Consider the following 17573-nt stretch of genomic DNA (forward strand, 5'->3'; position numbering starts at 1 on the left):
GGTCTTGTAGGGTGGGTGGAGCCGCAGGCGATACCCACCAAACCCCGCCGCCAAGACCCAGGCATCGGTTCCATCGCGTTTCCGTGTGGGTATCGCTACGCTCCACCCACCCTATGGTGGGCGGTCTTGTAGGGTGGGTGGAGCCGCAGGCGATACCCACCAAACCCCGCCGACGCTGCTACCACGGCGCGGCGCGCACGCAAAAAAACGGGGCGGCCATGGGCCGCCCCGCTTAACTCAAGCGGCTACGCTTATTCCTGCAACAACGCCGCTCTGCGTTCAATCCCCTTCACCTCCACCTTCAAGGCCTTGGCCAGACGCTCGCCGTACTGGCGGTCCGCCTTGTAGAAGTGCGACAGCATGATGTCGCGGGTCTCGACATTGCGCACCTTGGCCAGATCCCCGGACAGATTGCGGATCAGGTCCGCCTGGTCCTGGGCGCTCAGCGAGCGATAGAACTCGCCGGCCTGCTGGAAATTCAGCGTCTTGGCGATGGCCTCCTGCAGGGTGTTGCCCTGCAAGGGCAGGCGGCTGTGCTTGAACTGCGGGTCCTGCGGCTTGGGAGCCAGCCGGCTGGGCTCGTAATTGACGCTGCCCTGGCGGCCGGAGGCGTTTTGCGCGCCGTCCTGATTATTGTTCACCACCTCCACCCGCGGACGGTTCACCGGCAGCGCCTGGAAATTGGTGCCGACGCGGTGCATCTGAGTGTCCAGATAGGAGAACAGCCGGCCTTGCAGCAAACGGTCTTCCGAGGCCTCGATGCCTGGCACCAGATTGGCCGGCGACATCGCCACCTGCTCGGTGGCTTCGAAGAAGTTGGCCGGCACCTGGTTCAGCGTCATGGTGCCCACCTTGCGCTCCGCCACGCCGGTCCACACCTTGGTGGGGTCCAGCGGGTTGAAGGCGAAGCGGTTCATGTCCTCGGGCTGGATTAACTGCACGTACAAGTCCCAGGACGGGTAGCGCTTCTGTTCTATGCTTTGCAGCAGGTCCGCGGTGGCGTGGCTGACCGATTGGCCCTGCACCTTGGGCAGTTCGTCCGGGCGCAGATTGCGTTCGCCCTGATGCGATTTCCAGGTGAACTTGGCGTATTGGTAGCGGCCGTCCGCGGCCACCAGCTTCAGCGCGTGCACGCTGCTGCCGTTCATTTCACGGTAATTGGCCGGGGTGCCGTAGTTGGAGTACACCCGGGTCAGCATATGGGTGGATTCCGGCAAATGGGAGAAGAAGTCGAAGACGCGGTTGGGGTCTTGCTCATTGCTGACCGGGTCCGGCTTCAGCGAGTGCACCATGTCCGGGAACTTGATCGCGTCGCGGATGAAGAACACCGGCAGGTTGTTGCCCACCAGGTCCCAGTTGCCCTGGGCGGTATAGAACTTGGTGGCGAAGCCGCGCGGGTCGCGGTCGGTTTCCGGCGCGCCGCGGCTGCCTATCACGGTGGAGAAGCGCACGAATACCGGCGTTTTTTCGCCCTTGCGGAACACCAGGGCGCGGCTGACGTCCTGCAAGCCTTCGCTGGCGACGAAGACGCCGCCGGCGCCCACGCCGCGCGCGTGCACCACGCGTTCCGGGATACGTTCGCGGTCGAAGCGCTGCAGCTTTTGCAGCAGTTGAATGTCTTGCAGCAGGGTGGGGCCGTTGGGGCCGGCGGTCTGGCTATTTTGGTTGTCGCCCACCGGCGCGCCGTTGTCCTGGGTCAGGTTGGCGGCTTGGCTCAGAGCGGCGCTACAAGCCAGCGCCAGGGTGAAAAGCTTGCGGTTCACGGAAAAGGTCAGAACTGACATTGGCACTCCCATAAATTATTAGAACATTTACTAAGGGAGCGGCCATTATCGGAAGTGACGATAGTTTTGTTAAATCTTAAATTACAATTTGTTTGATAGTGTTTATTAATGGAACGAAGACGGCCTCATTTCTCCGCCAGCAGTCGTTCTATGCGGCGGTCCGGCACCAGCCAGATCAGGGCCATCAGCACATACATCGCCGCGGACAGCCATTCCCAGTAAAAGGCGGCGGCGATGCCGATCAGATAGCACAGCGGGGAGATCTTGCCCTTGATGTCCTTGCCCAAGGCCTCGGACAGCCGGGTGCGGTTGCCGGGCAGGCACAGCAGCGATTGCTGCATCAGCCACCAGGCCAGCGCGCACATCAGCAACACCACGCCGTACAGGGCCAGCGGCAGCGGGGCGAAGTGGTTTTCCCCCATCCAGCCGGTGACGAAGGGAATCAGCGACAGCCAGAACAGCAGGTGCAGATTGGCCCACAGCACGCGGCCGTCCACGCGCTGGATGGCGTGGTAGAAGTGGTGGTGGTTGTTCCAGTACAGGCCCACGTAGAGGAAGCTGAGCACGTAACTGAGAAAGACCGGCCAACGGTCTTGCAGCGCCGTCCAGCTGGTGTCGTGCGGCACTTTCAGTTCCAGCACCATGATGGTGATGATGATGGCGAGCACGCCGTCGCTGAAGGCTTCCAGCCGGTTCTTCCCCATGATGTCCCTATCAGCTGTTTCAAGTGGATGACGGGGTCAGTATAGACGGCTTTCAGAGCGTGTTTACGATCGGGCGAGCAAGGGCGGGACAAGGCGTACTCACCGCGCAACGCTTCGCGACGCGCAGCAGATCGTCAACAGGTTCTTAGCCCGGCCGCTGGGCCGGCGCCGGGCGATAAGGCAGGCGGATGCGGGTGATGAAGCGTTCGCCGTCCAGCCGGGCGCTGAGCGAGGCCTCGGCGTCGAAATACAGCTCCAGCCGCTCGGCCAGATTGTCCAGCGCCATGTGGTGGCCGGGCGCGGCCGCCGCCGGCTCCGGATTGACCGGATTGCTCAGCGTCAGCTCCAGCTGTTGTTCTAGCTGGCGCGCCTGGATGCGGATTTCGCCGCCGTCGGCCAGCCGTTCTATGCCGTGGAACACCGCGTTTTCCGCCAGCGGCTGCAGGATCAGCGGCGGCAGCGCCGCGTCCAGCGGGGCTTGCACGTCCCAGCTCACTTGCAGGCGCGCGCCCAGCCGTTCGGCCTCGATCGCCAGATACATCGCCGCCAGTTCGATTTCGCGGCCCAGCGTGGATTGCCGCGCCGGATCGCCCAGCTGGGCGCGGAACAGATCGGCCAGGTTTTCCAGCACCATTTCCGCCTTGTCCGGCTGCTTGCCGATCAGCGCGATGGCGGCGTTGAGGCTGTTGAACAGGAAATGCGGGCGGATGCGCGCTTGCAGCGCGATCAGCCGCGCCTCCGACAGCGCCGGGGACAAGGCGCGCGCGCGCAGATTGAGGTAATGCTGCATCAGCCCGCCCACCGCGCCGGCCAGCAGCACCTGGCCCCAGGGCATGGGCGCCAGCGGGTTGAGCAGACGGCCGCAGAAGGCGAAGGACAGCAGGCAGATGGCGGCGGCGCTCAGCGTCACGCGCCGGCCGCGGTAGAGGCGGCGGCCCAGCAAGGCCAGCAGGCCCAGGCTCAGCAAGGCGCCGGGCACCAGCAGGCTGGACAGGCGCAGCAGCCGCCAGGGCAGCGGCTCGCCGCCGTCGTCCAGCAACAGGCCGCCCAGCAGGAACAGGCCGAGCAGCAGCAAGGCGCGCAGCAGCACGCCCAGGTTGCGGTAGTCGGGCAGGTCGGACGGGGGCGGTAGCGGCATGAGGGCGCGGCCGGAAATAGGATAGCCGCATCATAGCAAGGAAAACCCGCACTGGCCGAAGGCGCTCGCCGCTGGCATAGTAGGGGATTCCCGGCGGCGCCGCGCGCCCCCGGAGTTTCGCCAAGTTTTTCGTCCGCAGCCATCGTAGAAAGCATCGCCATGCAAGATCAACACGCCTGGTCCGGCCGTTTCTCGGAGCCGGTATCCGAACTCGTCAAGAAATACACCGCTTCGGTGGATTTCGACCGACGACTGGCCGAATTCGACATCGAGGGCTCGCTGGCCCACGCCGCCATGTTGCAGCGCGCCGGCGTTCTGTCCGCCGAAGACCTGGCAGCGATCCGACGAGGCATGGGCGAAGTGCTGGACGATATCCGCGCCGGCCGCTTCGAGTGGAGCGTGGATCTGGAAGACGTGCACATGAACGTGGAGCGCCGGCTGACCGACAAGATCGGCGATGCCGGCAAGCGCCTGCACACCGGCCGCAGCCGCAACGACCAGGTGGCCACCGACATCCGCCTGTGGCTGCGCGCGCAGATCGACGCCATCGTCGGCCTGATCGGCGAGTTGCAGCACAGCCTGCTGGACCTGGCGGAACAGCACGCCGAAACCGTGCTGCCCGGCTTCACCCATTTGCAGGTGGCGCAGCCGGTGACCTTCGGCCACCACATGCTGGCCTATGTGGAAATGCTGGCGCGCGACGCCGAACGCATGAGCGACTGTCGCAAGCGCGTCAACCGCCTGCCCTTGGGCGCGGCGGCGCTGGCCGGCACCACCTTCCCGATAGACCGCCATTACACCGCCCAGCTGCTGGGTTCCGACGATGTTTGCCACAACTCGCTGGACGCGGTGTCCGACCGCGACTTCGCGATTGAATTCACCGCCGCCGCCAGCCTGGTGATGGTGCATCTGTCGCGGCTGTCCGAGGAGCTGATCCTGTGGATGAGCCCGCGCGTCGGCTTCATCGACATCGCCGACCGCTTCTGCACCGGCAGTTCCATCATGCCGCAGAAGAAGAACCCGGACGTGCCGGAGCTGGTGCGCGGCAAGTCCGGCCGCGTGGTGGGCCATCTGATCGCGCTGGTGACGCTGATGAAGGCGCAGCCGCTGGCTTACAACAAGGACAACCAGGAGGACAAGGAGCCGCTGTTCGACACCGCGGACACCTTGATCGACACCCTGCGCATCTACGCCGACATGATGCGCGGCGTCACCGTCAAGCCGGAGGCGATGCGCGCGGCGGTGCTGCAAGGCTTCGCCACCGCCACCGATCTGGCCGACTACCTGGTGAAGAAGGGCGTGCCCTTCCGCGACAGCCACGAGGTGGTGGCGCTGACGGTGCGCCACGCGGAGCAGCAGGGCGTGGACATCGCCGACCTGTCGCTGGCCAAGCTGCGCGAGTTCTCGCCCTTGATCGACGAGGACGTGTTCGCGGTGCTGAGCCCGGAAGGCAGTCTGGCGCAGCGCGACCATGTGGGCGGCACCGCGCCGCGCCAGGTGCGCTTGCAGATCGAGCGCCATCGTCAACGCCTGCAGCCGCGCTGAGCGCCGCTCCGTCTCGCTCTTGCCCGCAAGCCTTTGAATAGGCCTTTGATGGCCGTCAGGCCGTGCCCCGCCATCCCGGCGGCGCGCGGCCTGTTCTTGTTTGGGGGCCTGCCGATTGCGGCAATTTATATCAAACAACAGTCAATCAAAGACATTTTATTAAATAAATCTTTCTAATTAGCTTTTCTGTCTCCGGCTAAACCGTTATCTTTAGCGCCAGACTTGCGGGAGCTTCGAAAAATCGCGACGGCGGCCGACACGCCGCGCGGCTGGTTTTCCAAATTTCTCCAAGAACGTGTTTACGATCCAGCGAGCCAGAGCGAGACCAGGCGTTGCGGCTGAGAAAGCGGAATGCACACGTGGTGCATGAGTGTTTCGAAGCGCTGCTCACCGTGTCGCGTCTCACGGCGCGCGGCAGATCGTAAACAGGTTCCAAGGGACGGCGCGGCAACGCCCGCCTATCCCTCATCCTGGCAGTCCCCGTCTATCCATGCTGTTCTCGCCAGCGCCAGCCGTGCCGCGGATTGGCGCGCGCCGCCATGGCCGGACGCGGGGCCGCTTCTTGTCATTACAGTCACTCAGTCACGCCGGGGAACAATGTGTTTTGTCGCCATCGCTTCCGTCACCTGATCAGCCGAGGCAATCAATTCCGCGGCAGTCTCAACGCCGCGGAATGGGCCTTGGTCTTGCTGGTGGCCGTGTTGCCGGCGGTGATAGGCCTGCCCCTGACCTGGAACCGCTACCAGCTGGACGTGCAGGCGCAGCTGCAAAGCGCGGCGGGGCGCGCGGTCAATTCGGTGGACCGGGTGTTCAGCCAGGTGGACCGCTCATTGCAGGAGGCCGCGCCGTTGGCCGGCCAGCCCTGCCCGCAGGCGCGCGGCAAGCTGGTGTCGCTGGCGGCCTTCGATCCCTATATCCGCTCGCTGGGGCTGATGGACGGCCGCCGCCTGTACTGCACCTCGGTGCTGGGCGCGCAGTACTCGGATCTGCCCTTCACCCCGTCGGCGCCGCAGCAACTGATCTACCGTCTGGACTCCGGCCCCTTGTACCCCAAGCGGCCCTTCCTGATGCGCACCTTGCTGGGGGAGCGGGGGCAGGCCGTCGTCGCCAGCGTGGAACTGGCCTATTTCAGCCCTCTGCTGCCCTGGCAGGCCGACGACGGCCACAGCGGTTCGCTGCTGGTGCTGAATCACAAGGAGGCGGTGCAGTCCACATTGCCGGGCGCCGCCGAGGTGCCGGCCAGCGCGGTGTTGCGGGTGATCGCGGCCTCGGAGCGCTTTCCGCTGGCGGTGCACAGTTGGGTGGACGCCGACTACCTGTGGCGCGGCGCGTCGGCGCGTCTGCTGCGCGCCCTGCTCTTGTTGCTGCCGGTGGGCGTGGTCGGCGCGGTCCTGCTGCTGGGTTATCTGCGCAAGCGCGGCTCGGTCAGCGGGGAAATCCTGCTGGCCTTGCGCAATCAGGAGTTCCTGCCTTACTACCAGCCGGTGTTCGACGCCTGCGGCCGCCGCTGCATGGGGGTGGAGGTGCTGCTGCGCTGGCAGCATCCGCGTCAGGGGCTGACGCCGCCGGATCTGTTCATCCCGGTGGCGGAGGCCTCCGGCATGATCATCCAGATCACCCGCTATCTGATGCGGCGGGTGGCCGCCGACATGGCGTCGCTGCCCTTGCCCGATCGCTTTTTCGTGGCGCTGAATCTGTCGCCCAGCCATCTGCAGCACGCGCAACTGGTGGAGGACTGTCAGGCGTTTTTGCGACACTTCCCGAAGACGCCGCCGCGGCTGGTGCTGGAAGTGACCGAGCGCGAGCCCATCCGGGTGACGCCGCAAAGCCAGCAGGTGATGGCCGCGCTGCGGCGGATGCGGGTGCAGATCGCCATCGACGACTTCGGCACCGGCCACAGCAGCCTGGCCGAGCTCAACCGCATTCACGCCGATCATCTGAAGATAGACCGGGTGTTCGTGGCGGCGATAGGCAGCGACTCCATCGCCAACCGCATCCTGGAGATGATCATCGATCTGGCCAAGCAGCTGCGCATCTCCATGGTGGCCGAGGGTGTGGAAACCGAACAGCAGCGCGCCTATCTGCAGCAAAGCGGCGTGCATTATCTGCAAGGCTATCTGCTGGCGCGGCCGATGCCGCTGGAACAGCTGCGCGATTTTTTGTGGGGGCGTCCGCCGCTGGCGGAGGGCCAGCCGGTCTCCTGAGCAAAAAATACGCAATAAACGAACACTATTGGCCGATATCAAGCCGGAATAGTGGTTCTGTTTGCCGCTGACCCGCAAAATATGTTACTAAAGTGACGTGATTTTCGATTCCGAATAGTTATGAGCCGCTCACCCCGTCACGACAAGATTCTGCAGCTGGTCCGCGAAAACGGCTTCATGCCGATCGAAGAGTTGGCCAGACTGCTCGATGTCACCCCGCAAACCATTCGCCGCGATATCAACCAGCTGTGCGAGGCCAATCTGTTGCGCCGCTACCACGGCGGCGCCGCCCTGGGCAGCAGCGTGGAGAATGAGGACTATTTCGCGCGCAAAGGAAAATTCCAGAGCGAAAAAGCGCATATCGCGGACATGATCGCCAGCAGCATTCCCGATCACGCCTCGCTGTTCATGAGCATAGGCACCACCATAGAGGCGGTGGCCCAGGCGCTGACCAGCACGCACAAGGGTTTGCGGGTGATCACCAACAACATCCATGTGGCCTCCATCATGTCCACCAATCCGGATTTCACGGTGATGATCACCTCCGGCACGGTGCGCGCGTCCGACGGCGGCATCACCGGCGTGGCCACGCTGGACTTCATCAACCAGTTCAAGGTGGATTACGCCATCATCGGCGTGTCCGGCATCGAGCCGGACGGCTCGCTGCTGGACTTCGATTACCGCGAGGTGCGGGTGGCGCAGGCGATGATGTCCAACGCCCGTCACCGTTACCTGGCGGCGGACCACAGCAAGTTCGGCCGCAACGCCCTGGTGCGCATGGGACACATCAGCGAGTTCCACACCGTGTTCACCGACGCGCTGCCGCCGGAGCCGGTGACCAAGCTGCTGGAAGAGCAGGGCGTGCGCCTGGTGCTGACCGAGGCCTGAGACGCTTCCAAAGCCTGCCGCGCTTCGGCGATACGGCGTTAACAGGTTTTGAGCACGCGGATCGTCAACAGGCGTCCTGGATGCGGCGCTGAGCGCCGCGCCCGAAAAAAAGCCCGGAACCTCTCGGCGGTCCGGGCTTTTTCGCGTCCGGGCAGGGGCCCGGCGGCGGGGCTCAGTCCTGCATGATCTCCACCCGGTTGCGACCGTTGGCCTTGGCCCGGTACAGCATTTCGTCGGCCTGGCGCACCAGCTCGGTGCTGCTGGCGGCGGTGTCCAGCGAGCTGATGCCCACGCTGAAGGTCTGGCGGAAGTCGCCGTCCGGCGCGCGCTGCTCTATCTGGCTGAAGTCCTGGCGCAGCTGGTCCATCAGCTCGCGCGCCTGCGTCTGATGGGTGCCGGGCAGCACGATGGCGAACTCCTCGCCGCCGTAGCGGCCCACCAGATCGCTGCTGCGCAGCCGTTCCTTGAGGAAGCGCGCCAGATTGATCAGCAGCTCGTCGCCGGCCGGATGGCCGTGGCTGTCGTTGATGGTCTTGAAGAAGTCCAGGTCCAGCATCGCCAGCGACAGCGGCCGCTGATCGCGGCGCGCGCGCTGGATGCCGTACTCCAGCTGGCCGTGCAGATGGGAGTGGTTGAGCAGGCCGGTGAGGCTGTCGTTGATGATGTAGGAACGCAGCTTGCGGTAGCGGCGCGCGCGGTTGATCACGGTGACGATCAACTCCTCCGGCGCCACCGGCTTGGTCAGGAAGCCGTCTATGCCCAGGGTCAGCGCGTCCAGCTGCACCGCCTGGCGTTTTTCCACCGACAGGAACACCACCGGGATGCCGTCCAGCAGCCGCTGCTGGCGGATCACCTTGGCCAGCTCCATGCCGCTGCACTGCGGCATGTACATGTCCATCAGGATCAGGTCGGGGCGGAACTGCTCTATCATGTCCAGCACCCGTTCCGGCTGGGTCTCCTCGCGGGTTTCCACCCCCTGGGCGTTGAGCACGCTGGAGTAGAGCCCGGCCAGCGATTCCATGTCCTCCACGATCAGCACGCGCAAGGGCTCGCGCTTCTCGCCCAGGTCGCTGAAGCTCAGCTGGTCAATCAGCTGATGCGCTTGCAGCGGCCAGTCCAGCAGGCTGCCGGCGCCGGCGCGCACCGCCGCCAGCCGCGCCTGGAAATCGTGCAGCGGCGAGGTCAGGATCAGCGGACAGATGCTGCTGATGGTGGGGGCCAGCAAAAGGATGGGATCGTTGGCGGCGAACTCGGTGAAAGCCACCACCGCTTCCGGCGCCTTGTCCTGCAGCGCCTGGGCCAGTTTGGCCGCCTGCTGGATCACCTTGGCGTGGATGCCGTAGCAGGACAGCTGCTGGATCAGCGGCGTGGCGTCCACGTCTTGCGGCAGCCATAGATAGAGGGTGACCAGGCCGCCGCCCAGCAGGGCGTCGTAGTCGATCTCCGGCAGGCCGTCCTTGCGCTCCATCATGCCCAGCTGGCTGACCAGGCCCAGGTGGTGGCGCAGCCGGTTGTAGCGCTCGCTTTCCGACGGCGCGGTCTGAGGTTGCTGGATCCAGCCTTGCAGCAGCCGCGACAGGGTCTGGATTTCCCCGGTGATTTCGTTGAGGTCCTGCTCGCGCACCATGTCCTCCAGCCGCAGGATCAGCGACAGCAGGTGGGCGGCCAGCGGCCGCTCCCAGCGGGTGACGAGCAGGTGGCCGATGCGATCGATTTCCTGTGCCAGATGCACACGTTGTTTGAAAGCCTGATGTTGCGACATGATCAAGTATTCCCCGGTGGACCCGGTCGTCCAATATTCAAGTTCTGAAGCCGCGCCTGAGGCGCGCTGTTATAATCCGCCGTTGGATTGCAACGGCCTGGCAAAAATTTTTAATGAACGTTTTTTACGAAGAGAGCGGCGGCTTTAAGGTCGGCAGCATCGTTTCGCGCAATGACGCTAGTCTGCAAGTGGATACCCAGCATGGCAAGCGCGCCAAGATCAAGGCGGCGAATGTTTTTCTGGAGTTTAGCTCCGCATTGGGCGATTTTCTGCCCATGGTAGAGCAACTTGCCGCGGATATTGACCTGGATTTCCTGTGGGAATGCTGCCCGGACGACGAGTTCGGCTATGAGGCGCTGGCGGCCGATTACTGGGGCCGCGCGCCGTCGGCGGCCGAGGCCGCCGCCATCGTGTCGCGGCTGTACGGCGCGCCGATGTATTTCTACAAAAAAGGCAAGGGCCGCTACAAGAAGGCGCCGGAAGACGCGCTGAAGGCGGCGTTGGCCGGGCTGGAGCGCAAGAAGCGCGAGCAGGAGCAGATCGACCAGTGGGTGGCGGAGCTGAAAGCCGGCCAGCTGCCGGAGGCGATCCGCGGCCAGCTGATGACCTTGTTGTGGAAACCCGACAAGAACACGCTGGAGTTCAAGGCCTTCGACCAGGCCTCGCGCGAGCTGAGCCTGCCGCCGCTGCGGCTGGCGGACAAGGTGGGCGGCATCTCTTCGGTGCCGGACTACCTGATGGCCGGCTTCATGCTGGAGTTCTTCCCCAAGGGCCGCGGCTTCGGCAAGTACGAACTGCCCACGCTGCCGGAAGAGCTGCCGCTGTCGCCGGTGCGCGCCTTCTCCATTGACGACGCCAACACCACCGAGATCGACGATGCCTTGTCGGTGCAGGACCTGCCCAACGGCAACAAACGCGTCGGCATCCACATCGCCGCGCCGTCGCTGGGCATAGAGATAGGCTCGCCGCTGGAAAAGCTGCTGCTGTCCCGGCTGTCCACCGTGTATTTCCCCGGCGACAAGATCACCATGCTGCCGGACGATCTGGTGGAGATGTTCACCCTCAAGGAAGGGCACGACTGCCCGGCGCTCAGCCTCTACGTGGAGGTGACGCCTGAGTTCGAGCCGGTGGCCTACGAGAACCGCATCGAGAAGGTGCATATCGCCGCCAACCTGCGCCACGCCGCGCTGGAGCAGTTCTTCAACGAAGAGACGCTGGCTTGCGATCCGGGCGTGGACTATCCGTTCAAGCAGGAACTGATCTGGTTCTGGCAGTTCGCCGAGGCGCTGGAGAAGCGCCGCGGCAAATACGACCCGACCCGGCCGGTGCAGATGGATTACAACTTCGACGTGGTCGACGGCAAGGTGTTGATCACCTTGCGCAAGCGCGGCGCGCCGATGGACAAGCTGGTGTCCGAGCTGATGATTCTGGCCAACAGCGAGTGGGGCCGGATGCTGGCCGAGGCCGACATCCCCGGCATGTACCGCGCGCAAAGCATGGGCAAGGTGAGGATGACCACGCGGCCCGAGCCGCACACCGGCTTGGGCGTGGCCCAATACGCGTGGGCCACGTCGCCGCTGCGCCGCGCCACCGACTTCATCAACCAGCGCCAGCTGATGTCCATGATCCGCGGCGAGAAGCCGCAGTTCGAGCAGGGCGACGCGATGCTGTTCGCCATCCTGCGCGATTTCGACACCACCTACTCCGCCTACCTGGGCTTCCAGGACCGGATGGAGCATTTCTGGTGCCTGCGCTGGTTCAGCCAGGAGGGGGTGTCCGATCCCACCGCCGCCTTCATCAAGGAAGACCTGGTGCGCATCGACGGCCTGCCGATGCGGGTGCGCATCCCGGGCCTGCCGGAGCTGGCGCGCGGCGACCGCATCCAGCTGTCGGTGATCCGCATCGACGAGCTGATGCAGGAGATCGAGCTGCGCTGCGTCGGGGTGCTCGGCCATGTCGACGCCGCCGAGGACGAGGCGTCGGAAGCCGAGACGGAGACGGGCGAAGCGGACGGCCAGGCCGGTTGAGTCCGCAATGCGAAACGTGCGAAAAGGCGGCTTGGGCCGCCTTTTTTGCGTCCGGCTGGACGGTGCTTAGAGCCTGTTCAAGATTTCGCGAGCTAAGGCGAGGCAAGGCGAAAACAGCTGAGAAAGCGGAATGTACGCGTGGTACATGAGCATTTCGAAGCTGTTTTCAACGCCGTATCGCCGATGCGCAGCAGACATTGAACAGGTTCTTAGAACATTTCATCCAGCGCGGTGCAGGCCTCGCGCAACTCCGGCAGCGCCGCGGCCAGGTCCTCGCGCTTCAAGCCGGCGCGCTCCATCACGCTGACCGGCAGGGTGGCCAGCATGTCCTCCTCGCTCATATCGTGATTGAAGCCGGAGGTCATGAAGGACGCCAGGCCGATCAGCAGCGCGAACGGCGACACTTCCTCGTTCAGCAGATCGTGCTGGTTGAAGATGGCTTCCTGGATTTCGTCCGGAAAATTCCAGCGCCGCGCCAGCTCGGCGCCCACCTCGGTCAGATCCATGCCCAGCAGCATGCGCTCGGTGGCCACCCGGTCGGCGCCGCCGGCGACGATGCGGTCTATCTGCAAAGCCTGTTCCGGCACCGCCACATAGAGCACCAGTTCGCCGATATTGGACAGCAGGCCGCAGGTATAGCCCAGCTGCGGGTCCAGCCGGGCCAGCTTGGCCAGCCGTTTGGCGGCGTTGGCCATCGCGAAGCTGCGCTGCCAGAACGCCTTCATGTCGAAGCCCTGGATGCCCAGCGTGGCGCCGGTGACGCCGGAGGCGATCACCAGCACCCTGAGGTTGTCGAAGCCGAGCAGGATGATGGCATCGTCCAGAGAGCCCACGCGCCGGCTGCCGCCGAAGCGCGCGGTATTGGCCAGCCGCAGCACGCGCGCGGTCAGCACCTGGTCATGTCCCACCTTGTCGGTAATTTCATCGATGTTCACGTCGGTGCGGTGAAAACTGGCCACCAGCTCCTGGACCACTTTGGGCACCATGGGCAGTTTGCCCGACGCTTTTTCAAATATTTCCGCCACTTGCATAGGGGTCTCCAATAGGTGAGCCGTCGCCGGCGCGGGCGTGGGCCGGCAGGCGATGAAGTCCTGCTTCTTGAGCTTAGGCAATTGGCGGGGGAAAGGAAGGACAAAACCGGACAGGGGCGGGCCGGCGGCGGGCGGCCCGCCAAAAAAAAAACAGGGCCGGGAGGCCCTGTAAAGAAGCAACGTCGTTTAATTCCTGTGCAGCTGGCTCGCTTCCAAGGCCAGCTGGGTGATGCGGTCCCAATCGCGGTTGGCGATGGCGTCGTCCGGAGTCAGCCAACTGCCGCCCACGGCCAGCACATTGGGCAGCGCCAGGTATTCCGGCGCTTTCTTGATGTCGATGCCGCCGGTGGGGCAGAAGCGCAGATCGGAGAACGGGCTGGCCAGCGATTTGAGCAGCTTGACGCCGCCCACGGCCTCGGCCGGGAACAGCTTCTGGATGGTGAAGCCCTCGTCCTGGGCGCGCATCGCCTCGGACGGGGTGGCGATGCCGGGAATCAGCGTCAGATTGGCGGCGCGGGCGGCGGCGCCCAGCTCCGGAGTGAAGCCGGGGCTGACGCCGAATTGCGCGCCGGCGTCGATGGCGGCCTCCACGTGGGCGCGGGTGCGCAGCGTGCCGGCGCCGACGATGGCGCCCGGCACTTCGTCGCGCATGCGGCGCATCGCCGCCAGCGCGGCCTTGGTGCGCAGCGTCACTTCCAGCACGCGCACGCCGCCGGCCACCAGCGCCTGGGCCAGCTCAACGGCCACGGCCGCGTCGTTGACGATGATCACCGGAACAACCGGGCCTTGGCGCAGCAGGGTCAATGCGTCCATATTCATTTTCTCCAAGAAGCGGGGTGGAAGTCGGGATGGCGGAAGCTGGTGGCGCCGGCTTCGGCGTGGTCGGCCACCGAACGGAACACCGCGAACAAGTCCCGTCCCATGCCAAAATCATTATGCGTCAGGTCGGCCTGCGCCGGTTCGCGCGCGGCCCATTCGGCCTCGTCCACCAGCACGGTCAACTCGCCGCTATTGGCGTCCAGCCGCACCGGGTCGCCGTCGCGCACTTTGCCGATCGGTCCGCCGGACAGGGCTTCCGGCGAGACGTGGATGGCGGCCGGCACCTTGCCGGAGGCGCCGGACATGCGGCCGTCGGTGACCAGGGCCACCTTGAAGCCGCGCTCCTGCAAAATGCTCAGGGCCGGGGTCAGCTTGTGCAGTTCCGGCATGCCGTTGGCGCGCGGGCCCTGGAAGCGGATCACCGCGATGAAGTCTTTTTCCAGCTCACCGCGCTTGAACGCCGCCAGCATGTCGTTCTGGTCGTGGAAGATCAGCGCCGGCGCTTCCACCACCCGGTGTTCCGGCTTGACCGCGGACACCTTGATCACCGCGCGGCCCAGCTTGCCGGACAGCAGCTTGAGGCCGCCGTCGGCGGAGAAGGGGTCGGCGGCGGTGCGCAGCACGCTGTCGTCGCCGCTGTCGGCGGGCGCGTCCCGCCATTTGAGTTCGCCCTGATCCAGCCACGGTTCCTGCGCGTAGCGAGACAGGCCGCGGCCGGCCACGGTGCCCACGTCCTCGTGCAGCAGGCCGGCGGACAGCAGTTCGCGGATCACGAAGCCCATGCCGCCGGCGGCGTGGAAGTGGTTCACGTCGGCCTTGCCGTTGGGGTAGGCGCGGACCAAGAGCGGCACCACGGCGGAGAGCTCGTCGAAATCGTCCCAGTTCACATCGATGCCGGCGGCGCGGGCGATGGCGACGATGTGCATGGTGTGGTTGGTGGAGCCGCCGGTGGCCAGCAGGCCGACGATGGCGTTGACGATGGACTTCTCGTCTATCATCTCGCCCACCGGGGTGAAGGCCTTGCCCTGGGCGGCGATCTTGGCCGCCTGATGGGCGGCGGCGCGGGTCAGCGCCTCGCGCAGCGGGGTGCCCGGGTTGACGAAGGCGGCGCCGGGCAGGTGCAGGCCCATGATCTCCATCAGCATCTGATTGGAGTTGGCGGTGCCGTAGAAGGTACAGGTGCCGGGGCCGTGGTAGGACTGGCATTCGGATTCCAGCAGCGCGTCGCGGCCCACCTTGCCTTCGGCGTACAACTGGCGCACCTTGGCTTTTTCATCGTTGGCGATGCCGGTGGTCATCGGACCGGCGGGAACGAACACCGCCGGCAGGTGGCCGAAAGACAGCGCGCCTATCAGCAGGCCGGGCACGATCTTGTCGCACACGCCCAGATACAGCGCGGCGTCGAACATCTGGTGGGACAGCGCCACCGCGGTGCTCATCGCGATGATGTCGCGGGAGAACAGGGACAGCTCCATGCCCGGCTGGCCCTGGGTCACGCCGTCGCACATCGCCGGCACGCCGCCGGCGAACTGGGCGGTGGCGCCGGCCGCCAGCGCCGCCTCCTTCAGCTGCGCCGGATAGGTTTCCAGCGGCTGGTGGGCGGACAGCATGTCGTTATAGGAAGAGACGATGGCCAGATTGGGGCGGTGCTCTTCCTTTAGATGTATCTTGATGCCGTCGGGCATGGCGGCGAAGGCGTGGGCCAGATTGGTACACGACAATTGCGAGCGCTCCACCCTTCCCTGATGGGCTGCTGCGCGCAAGCGGTCCAGGTAGGCGGCGCGCGTTGCCCGGCTCCGGTTGACGATGCGCTCGGTAACGGCGGACAGGGTGGAATGCAAGGCCATGATGACGTTCCGTGTTGAAGTGGGTTGATAGTAGTTTTACTACACTCAAAATGCAAGACGCGCTCCAGCGCCGTCCCGCCATGATACGCCCGGCGGCGCGAGGCAACACCCGCCAGTGCTGCGATTGGGAGAATTGTTTGCTTTGGGGCAAAAGGTGTTGCAAAAGCGGCCTGCGTCAGTGAGATGACATGGACAAGGTAAAAGCTGGTGGTAATATAACTACATCTACAAACGTCTCGAGATGGAAGATCAGGATGGATACCCGTACTACGCCAACCCCGGCCTTCGATATGGTCTTGTTCGGCGGCGCCGGCGATCTGGTGATGCGCAAGCTGCTGCCCTCCTTGTATCAGGCGCACGCCGCCGGCCTGCTCAATCAGCAGGGCCGCATCCTGGCGCTGGGCCGCAAGGACTTGAGCCGCGACGACTACCTGGCCTTTGTCGAGAAGAACTCGCGCCAGCACGTCAAAGCCCATTTCGACGCCGCCGCCTGGGACAGCTTCTGTGCGCGGATCGAATACCTGAAAGTGGACGCCTCGCAGCCGCGGGATTTCCCGGCGCTGGCGGACAAGCTCAAGGGCGACGACGACCGCGTGGTGGTCTGTTATCTGGCCACCGCGCCCAATCTGTTCGCCGGCATCTGCGAGAACCTGGCGGCGGTGGGCCTCAATAGCGGCAATGTGCGCGTGGTGCTGGAAAAGCCGCTGGGCACCGACCTGGATTCCTCCAACGAGATCAACGACGACGTGGCGCGCTTCTTCAAGGAAGAGCAGCTGTACCGGATCGACCACTACCTGGGCAAGGAATCGGTGCAGAACCTGATGGCGATCCGCTTCGCCAACGCGCTGTTCGAGCCGCTGTGGCGGCGCGAATGGATACACGATGTGCAGATCACCATCTCCGAAGATCTGGGCGTGGGCAGCCGCGGCGATTTCTACGACGGCACCGGCGCGCTGCGCGACATGGTGCAGAACCACCTGTTGCAACTGCTGTGCATCGTGGCGATGGAGCCGCCGGCCAATATGGAAGCCGACGCGGTGCGCGACGAAAAGCTCAAGGTGTTGAAGGCCCTGCGCCCGTTCAGCGAACAGGACGTGGCGGCCAAGACCGTGCGCGGCCAGTACAAGGCCGGCGCCGTCGGCGGCCAGCCGGTGGTCGGCTATCTGAACGAGCAGGGCATCCCCGCCGACAGCCAGACCGAAACCTTCGTCGCGCTCAAGGCCGAGATCGACAACTGGCGCTGGGCCGGCGTGCCTTTCTTCCTGCGCACCGGCAAGCGGATGCAGGAGCGGGTCGCCGAGATCGTCATCAACTTCCGCGACGTGCCGCACCAGCTGTTCAACGGCCCGATGAGCGGCAGCCACACCGCCAACCGGCTGGTGATCCGCCTGCAGCCGGAAGAAAGCATCCGCCTGTACTTCCTGGCCAAGGAGCCGGGCGACAATATGCGCCTGCAGCCGGCCTACCTCGACCTGGACTTCTATAAAGCCTTCAAAGTGCGCCGCGCCGACGCCTACGAACGCCTGCTGCTGGACGTGATCCGCGGCAAGCTGGCGCTGTTCATGCGCCGCGACGAGCTGATCGAGGCCTGGCGCTGGGTGGAGCCCATCATGGACAGCTGGAGCCGCAGCAGCAATCTGCCGCCCAAGCAGTACACCGCCGGCACCTGGGGCCCGGCGGCGTCCAGCGCTTTGCTATCGCGCGATGGAATCGGCTGGCACGAGGAATGCTGAGCCGCATGGAGGCATCCATCTGCTGCGCGTCCCGACCTCGAATGCTGCGGTGCTCGCCGTACTACCGTACGGCTGCGCGTCTCGCTTCGAC

At 65.0% G+C, this 17573-nt stretch carries 12 protein-coding genes; 5 read left to right on the forward strand and 7 right to left on the reverse strand.

Translation table 11 applies throughout. The features are described 5' to 3' along the window. Positions 1 to 251: 251 nt before the first annotated feature. From ACODRW_RS23595 to ACODRW_RS23605, 3 genes are all read right to left on the reverse strand, one after another. Complete coding sequence (locus ACODRW_RS23595; protein ID WP_488906837.1) at positions 252 to 1784, reverse strand: catalase; 1533 nt, start codon at positions 1782 to 1784, stop codon at positions 252 to 254. A 125-nt stretch (positions 1785 to 1909) separates the two neighbouring features. After that, positions 1910 to 2488 (reverse strand): TMEM175 family protein, encoded by a 579-nt coding sequence (locus ACODRW_RS23600; protein ID WP_474455226.1) that lies wholly within the window; start codon positions 2486 to 2488, stop codon positions 1910 to 1912. A gap of 145 nt (positions 2489 to 2633) precedes the next feature. Continuing rightward, on the reverse strand, positions 2634 to 3626 hold the full coding sequence (locus ACODRW_RS23605) for a sensor histidine kinase (protein ID WP_107801516.1): 993 nt from the start codon (positions 3624 to 3626) through the stop codon (positions 2634 to 2636). A gap of 159 nt (positions 3627 to 3785) precedes the next feature. Between ACODRW_RS23605 and argH the strand changes: the two genes are divergently transcribed. The 3 genes from argH to ACODRW_RS23620 all read left to right on the forward strand — a co-directional run bounded on the left by argH (position 3786) and on the right by ACODRW_RS23620 (position 8263). After that, complete coding sequence (argH, locus tag ACODRW_RS23610; RefSeq protein ID WP_488906838.1) at positions 3786 to 5171, forward strand: argininosuccinate lyase; 1386 nt, start codon at positions 3786 to 3788, stop codon at positions 5169 to 5171. Positions 5172 to 5770: 599 nt separating this feature from the next. Continuing rightward, positions 5771 to 7375 carry an EAL domain-containing protein gene (locus ACODRW_RS23615; RefSeq protein WP_488906839.1) on the forward strand — a complete coding sequence of 535 codons (1605 nt, stop codon included), beginning with the start codon at positions 5771 to 5773 and terminating at the stop codon, positions 7373 to 7375. A gap of 120 nt (positions 7376 to 7495) precedes the next feature. Continuing rightward, positions 7496 to 8263, forward strand: coding sequence for a DeoR/GlpR family DNA-binding transcription regulator (locus tag ACODRW_RS23620; protein WP_019103455.1), 768 nt, complete (start codon positions 7496 to 7498; stop codon positions 8261 to 8263). A 172-nt stretch (positions 8264 to 8435) separates the two neighbouring features. On the opposite strand, the gene ACODRW_RS23625 is transcribed toward ACODRW_RS23620, so the two are convergent. After that, a complete protein-coding gene (locus ACODRW_RS23625; RefSeq protein WP_227106036.1) occupies positions 8436 to 10025 on the reverse strand; it encodes a GGDEF domain-containing protein in 1590 nt (529 codons plus the stop codon). A 113-nt stretch (positions 10026 to 10138) separates the two neighbouring features. Between ACODRW_RS23625 and ACODRW_RS23630 the strand changes: the two genes are divergently transcribed. Then, on the forward strand, positions 10139 to 12052 hold the full coding sequence (locus ACODRW_RS23630) for a ribonuclease catalytic domain-containing protein (RefSeq protein WP_227106037.1): 1914 nt from the start codon (positions 10139 to 10141) through the stop codon (positions 12050 to 12052). 209 nt (positions 12053 to 12261) lie between these two features. Here ACODRW_RS23630 and ACODRW_RS23635 read toward each other — a convergent pair whose 3' ends face one another. From ACODRW_RS23635 to edd, 3 genes are all read right to left on the reverse strand, one after another. Further along, positions 12262 to 13083 carry an HDOD domain-containing protein gene (locus ACODRW_RS23635; RefSeq protein WP_107801512.1) on the reverse strand — a complete coding sequence of 274 codons (822 nt, stop codon included), beginning with the start codon at positions 13081 to 13083 and terminating at the stop codon, positions 12262 to 12264. 186 nt (positions 13084 to 13269) lie between these two features. Next, the gene (locus ACODRW_RS23640) at positions 13270 to 13896 is read right to left on the reverse strand and encodes a bifunctional 4-hydroxy-2-oxoglutarate aldolase/2-dehydro-3-deoxy-phosphogluconate aldolase (protein WP_048408066.1); all 627 of its coding nucleotides are present in this window, start codon (positions 13894 to 13896) and stop codon (positions 13270 to 13272) included. Between the two features lie 2 nt (positions 13897 to 13898). Beyond that, complete coding sequence (edd, locus tag ACODRW_RS23645) at positions 13899 to 15749, reverse strand: phosphogluconate dehydratase (RefSeq protein WP_488906840.1); 1851 nt, start codon at positions 15747 to 15749, stop codon at positions 13899 to 13901. A gap of 254 nt (positions 15750 to 16003) precedes the next feature. On the opposite strand from edd, the gene zwf reads away from it, so the two are divergent. After that, positions 16004 to 17482 (forward strand): glucose-6-phosphate dehydrogenase, encoded by a 1479-nt coding sequence (gene zwf / locus ACODRW_RS23650; protein ID WP_107801510.1) that lies wholly within the window; start codon positions 16004 to 16006, stop codon positions 17480 to 17482. Positions 17483 to 17573 lie beyond the last annotated feature (91 nt).

The organism is Chromobacterium sp. FG89, from assembly GCF_057808735.1.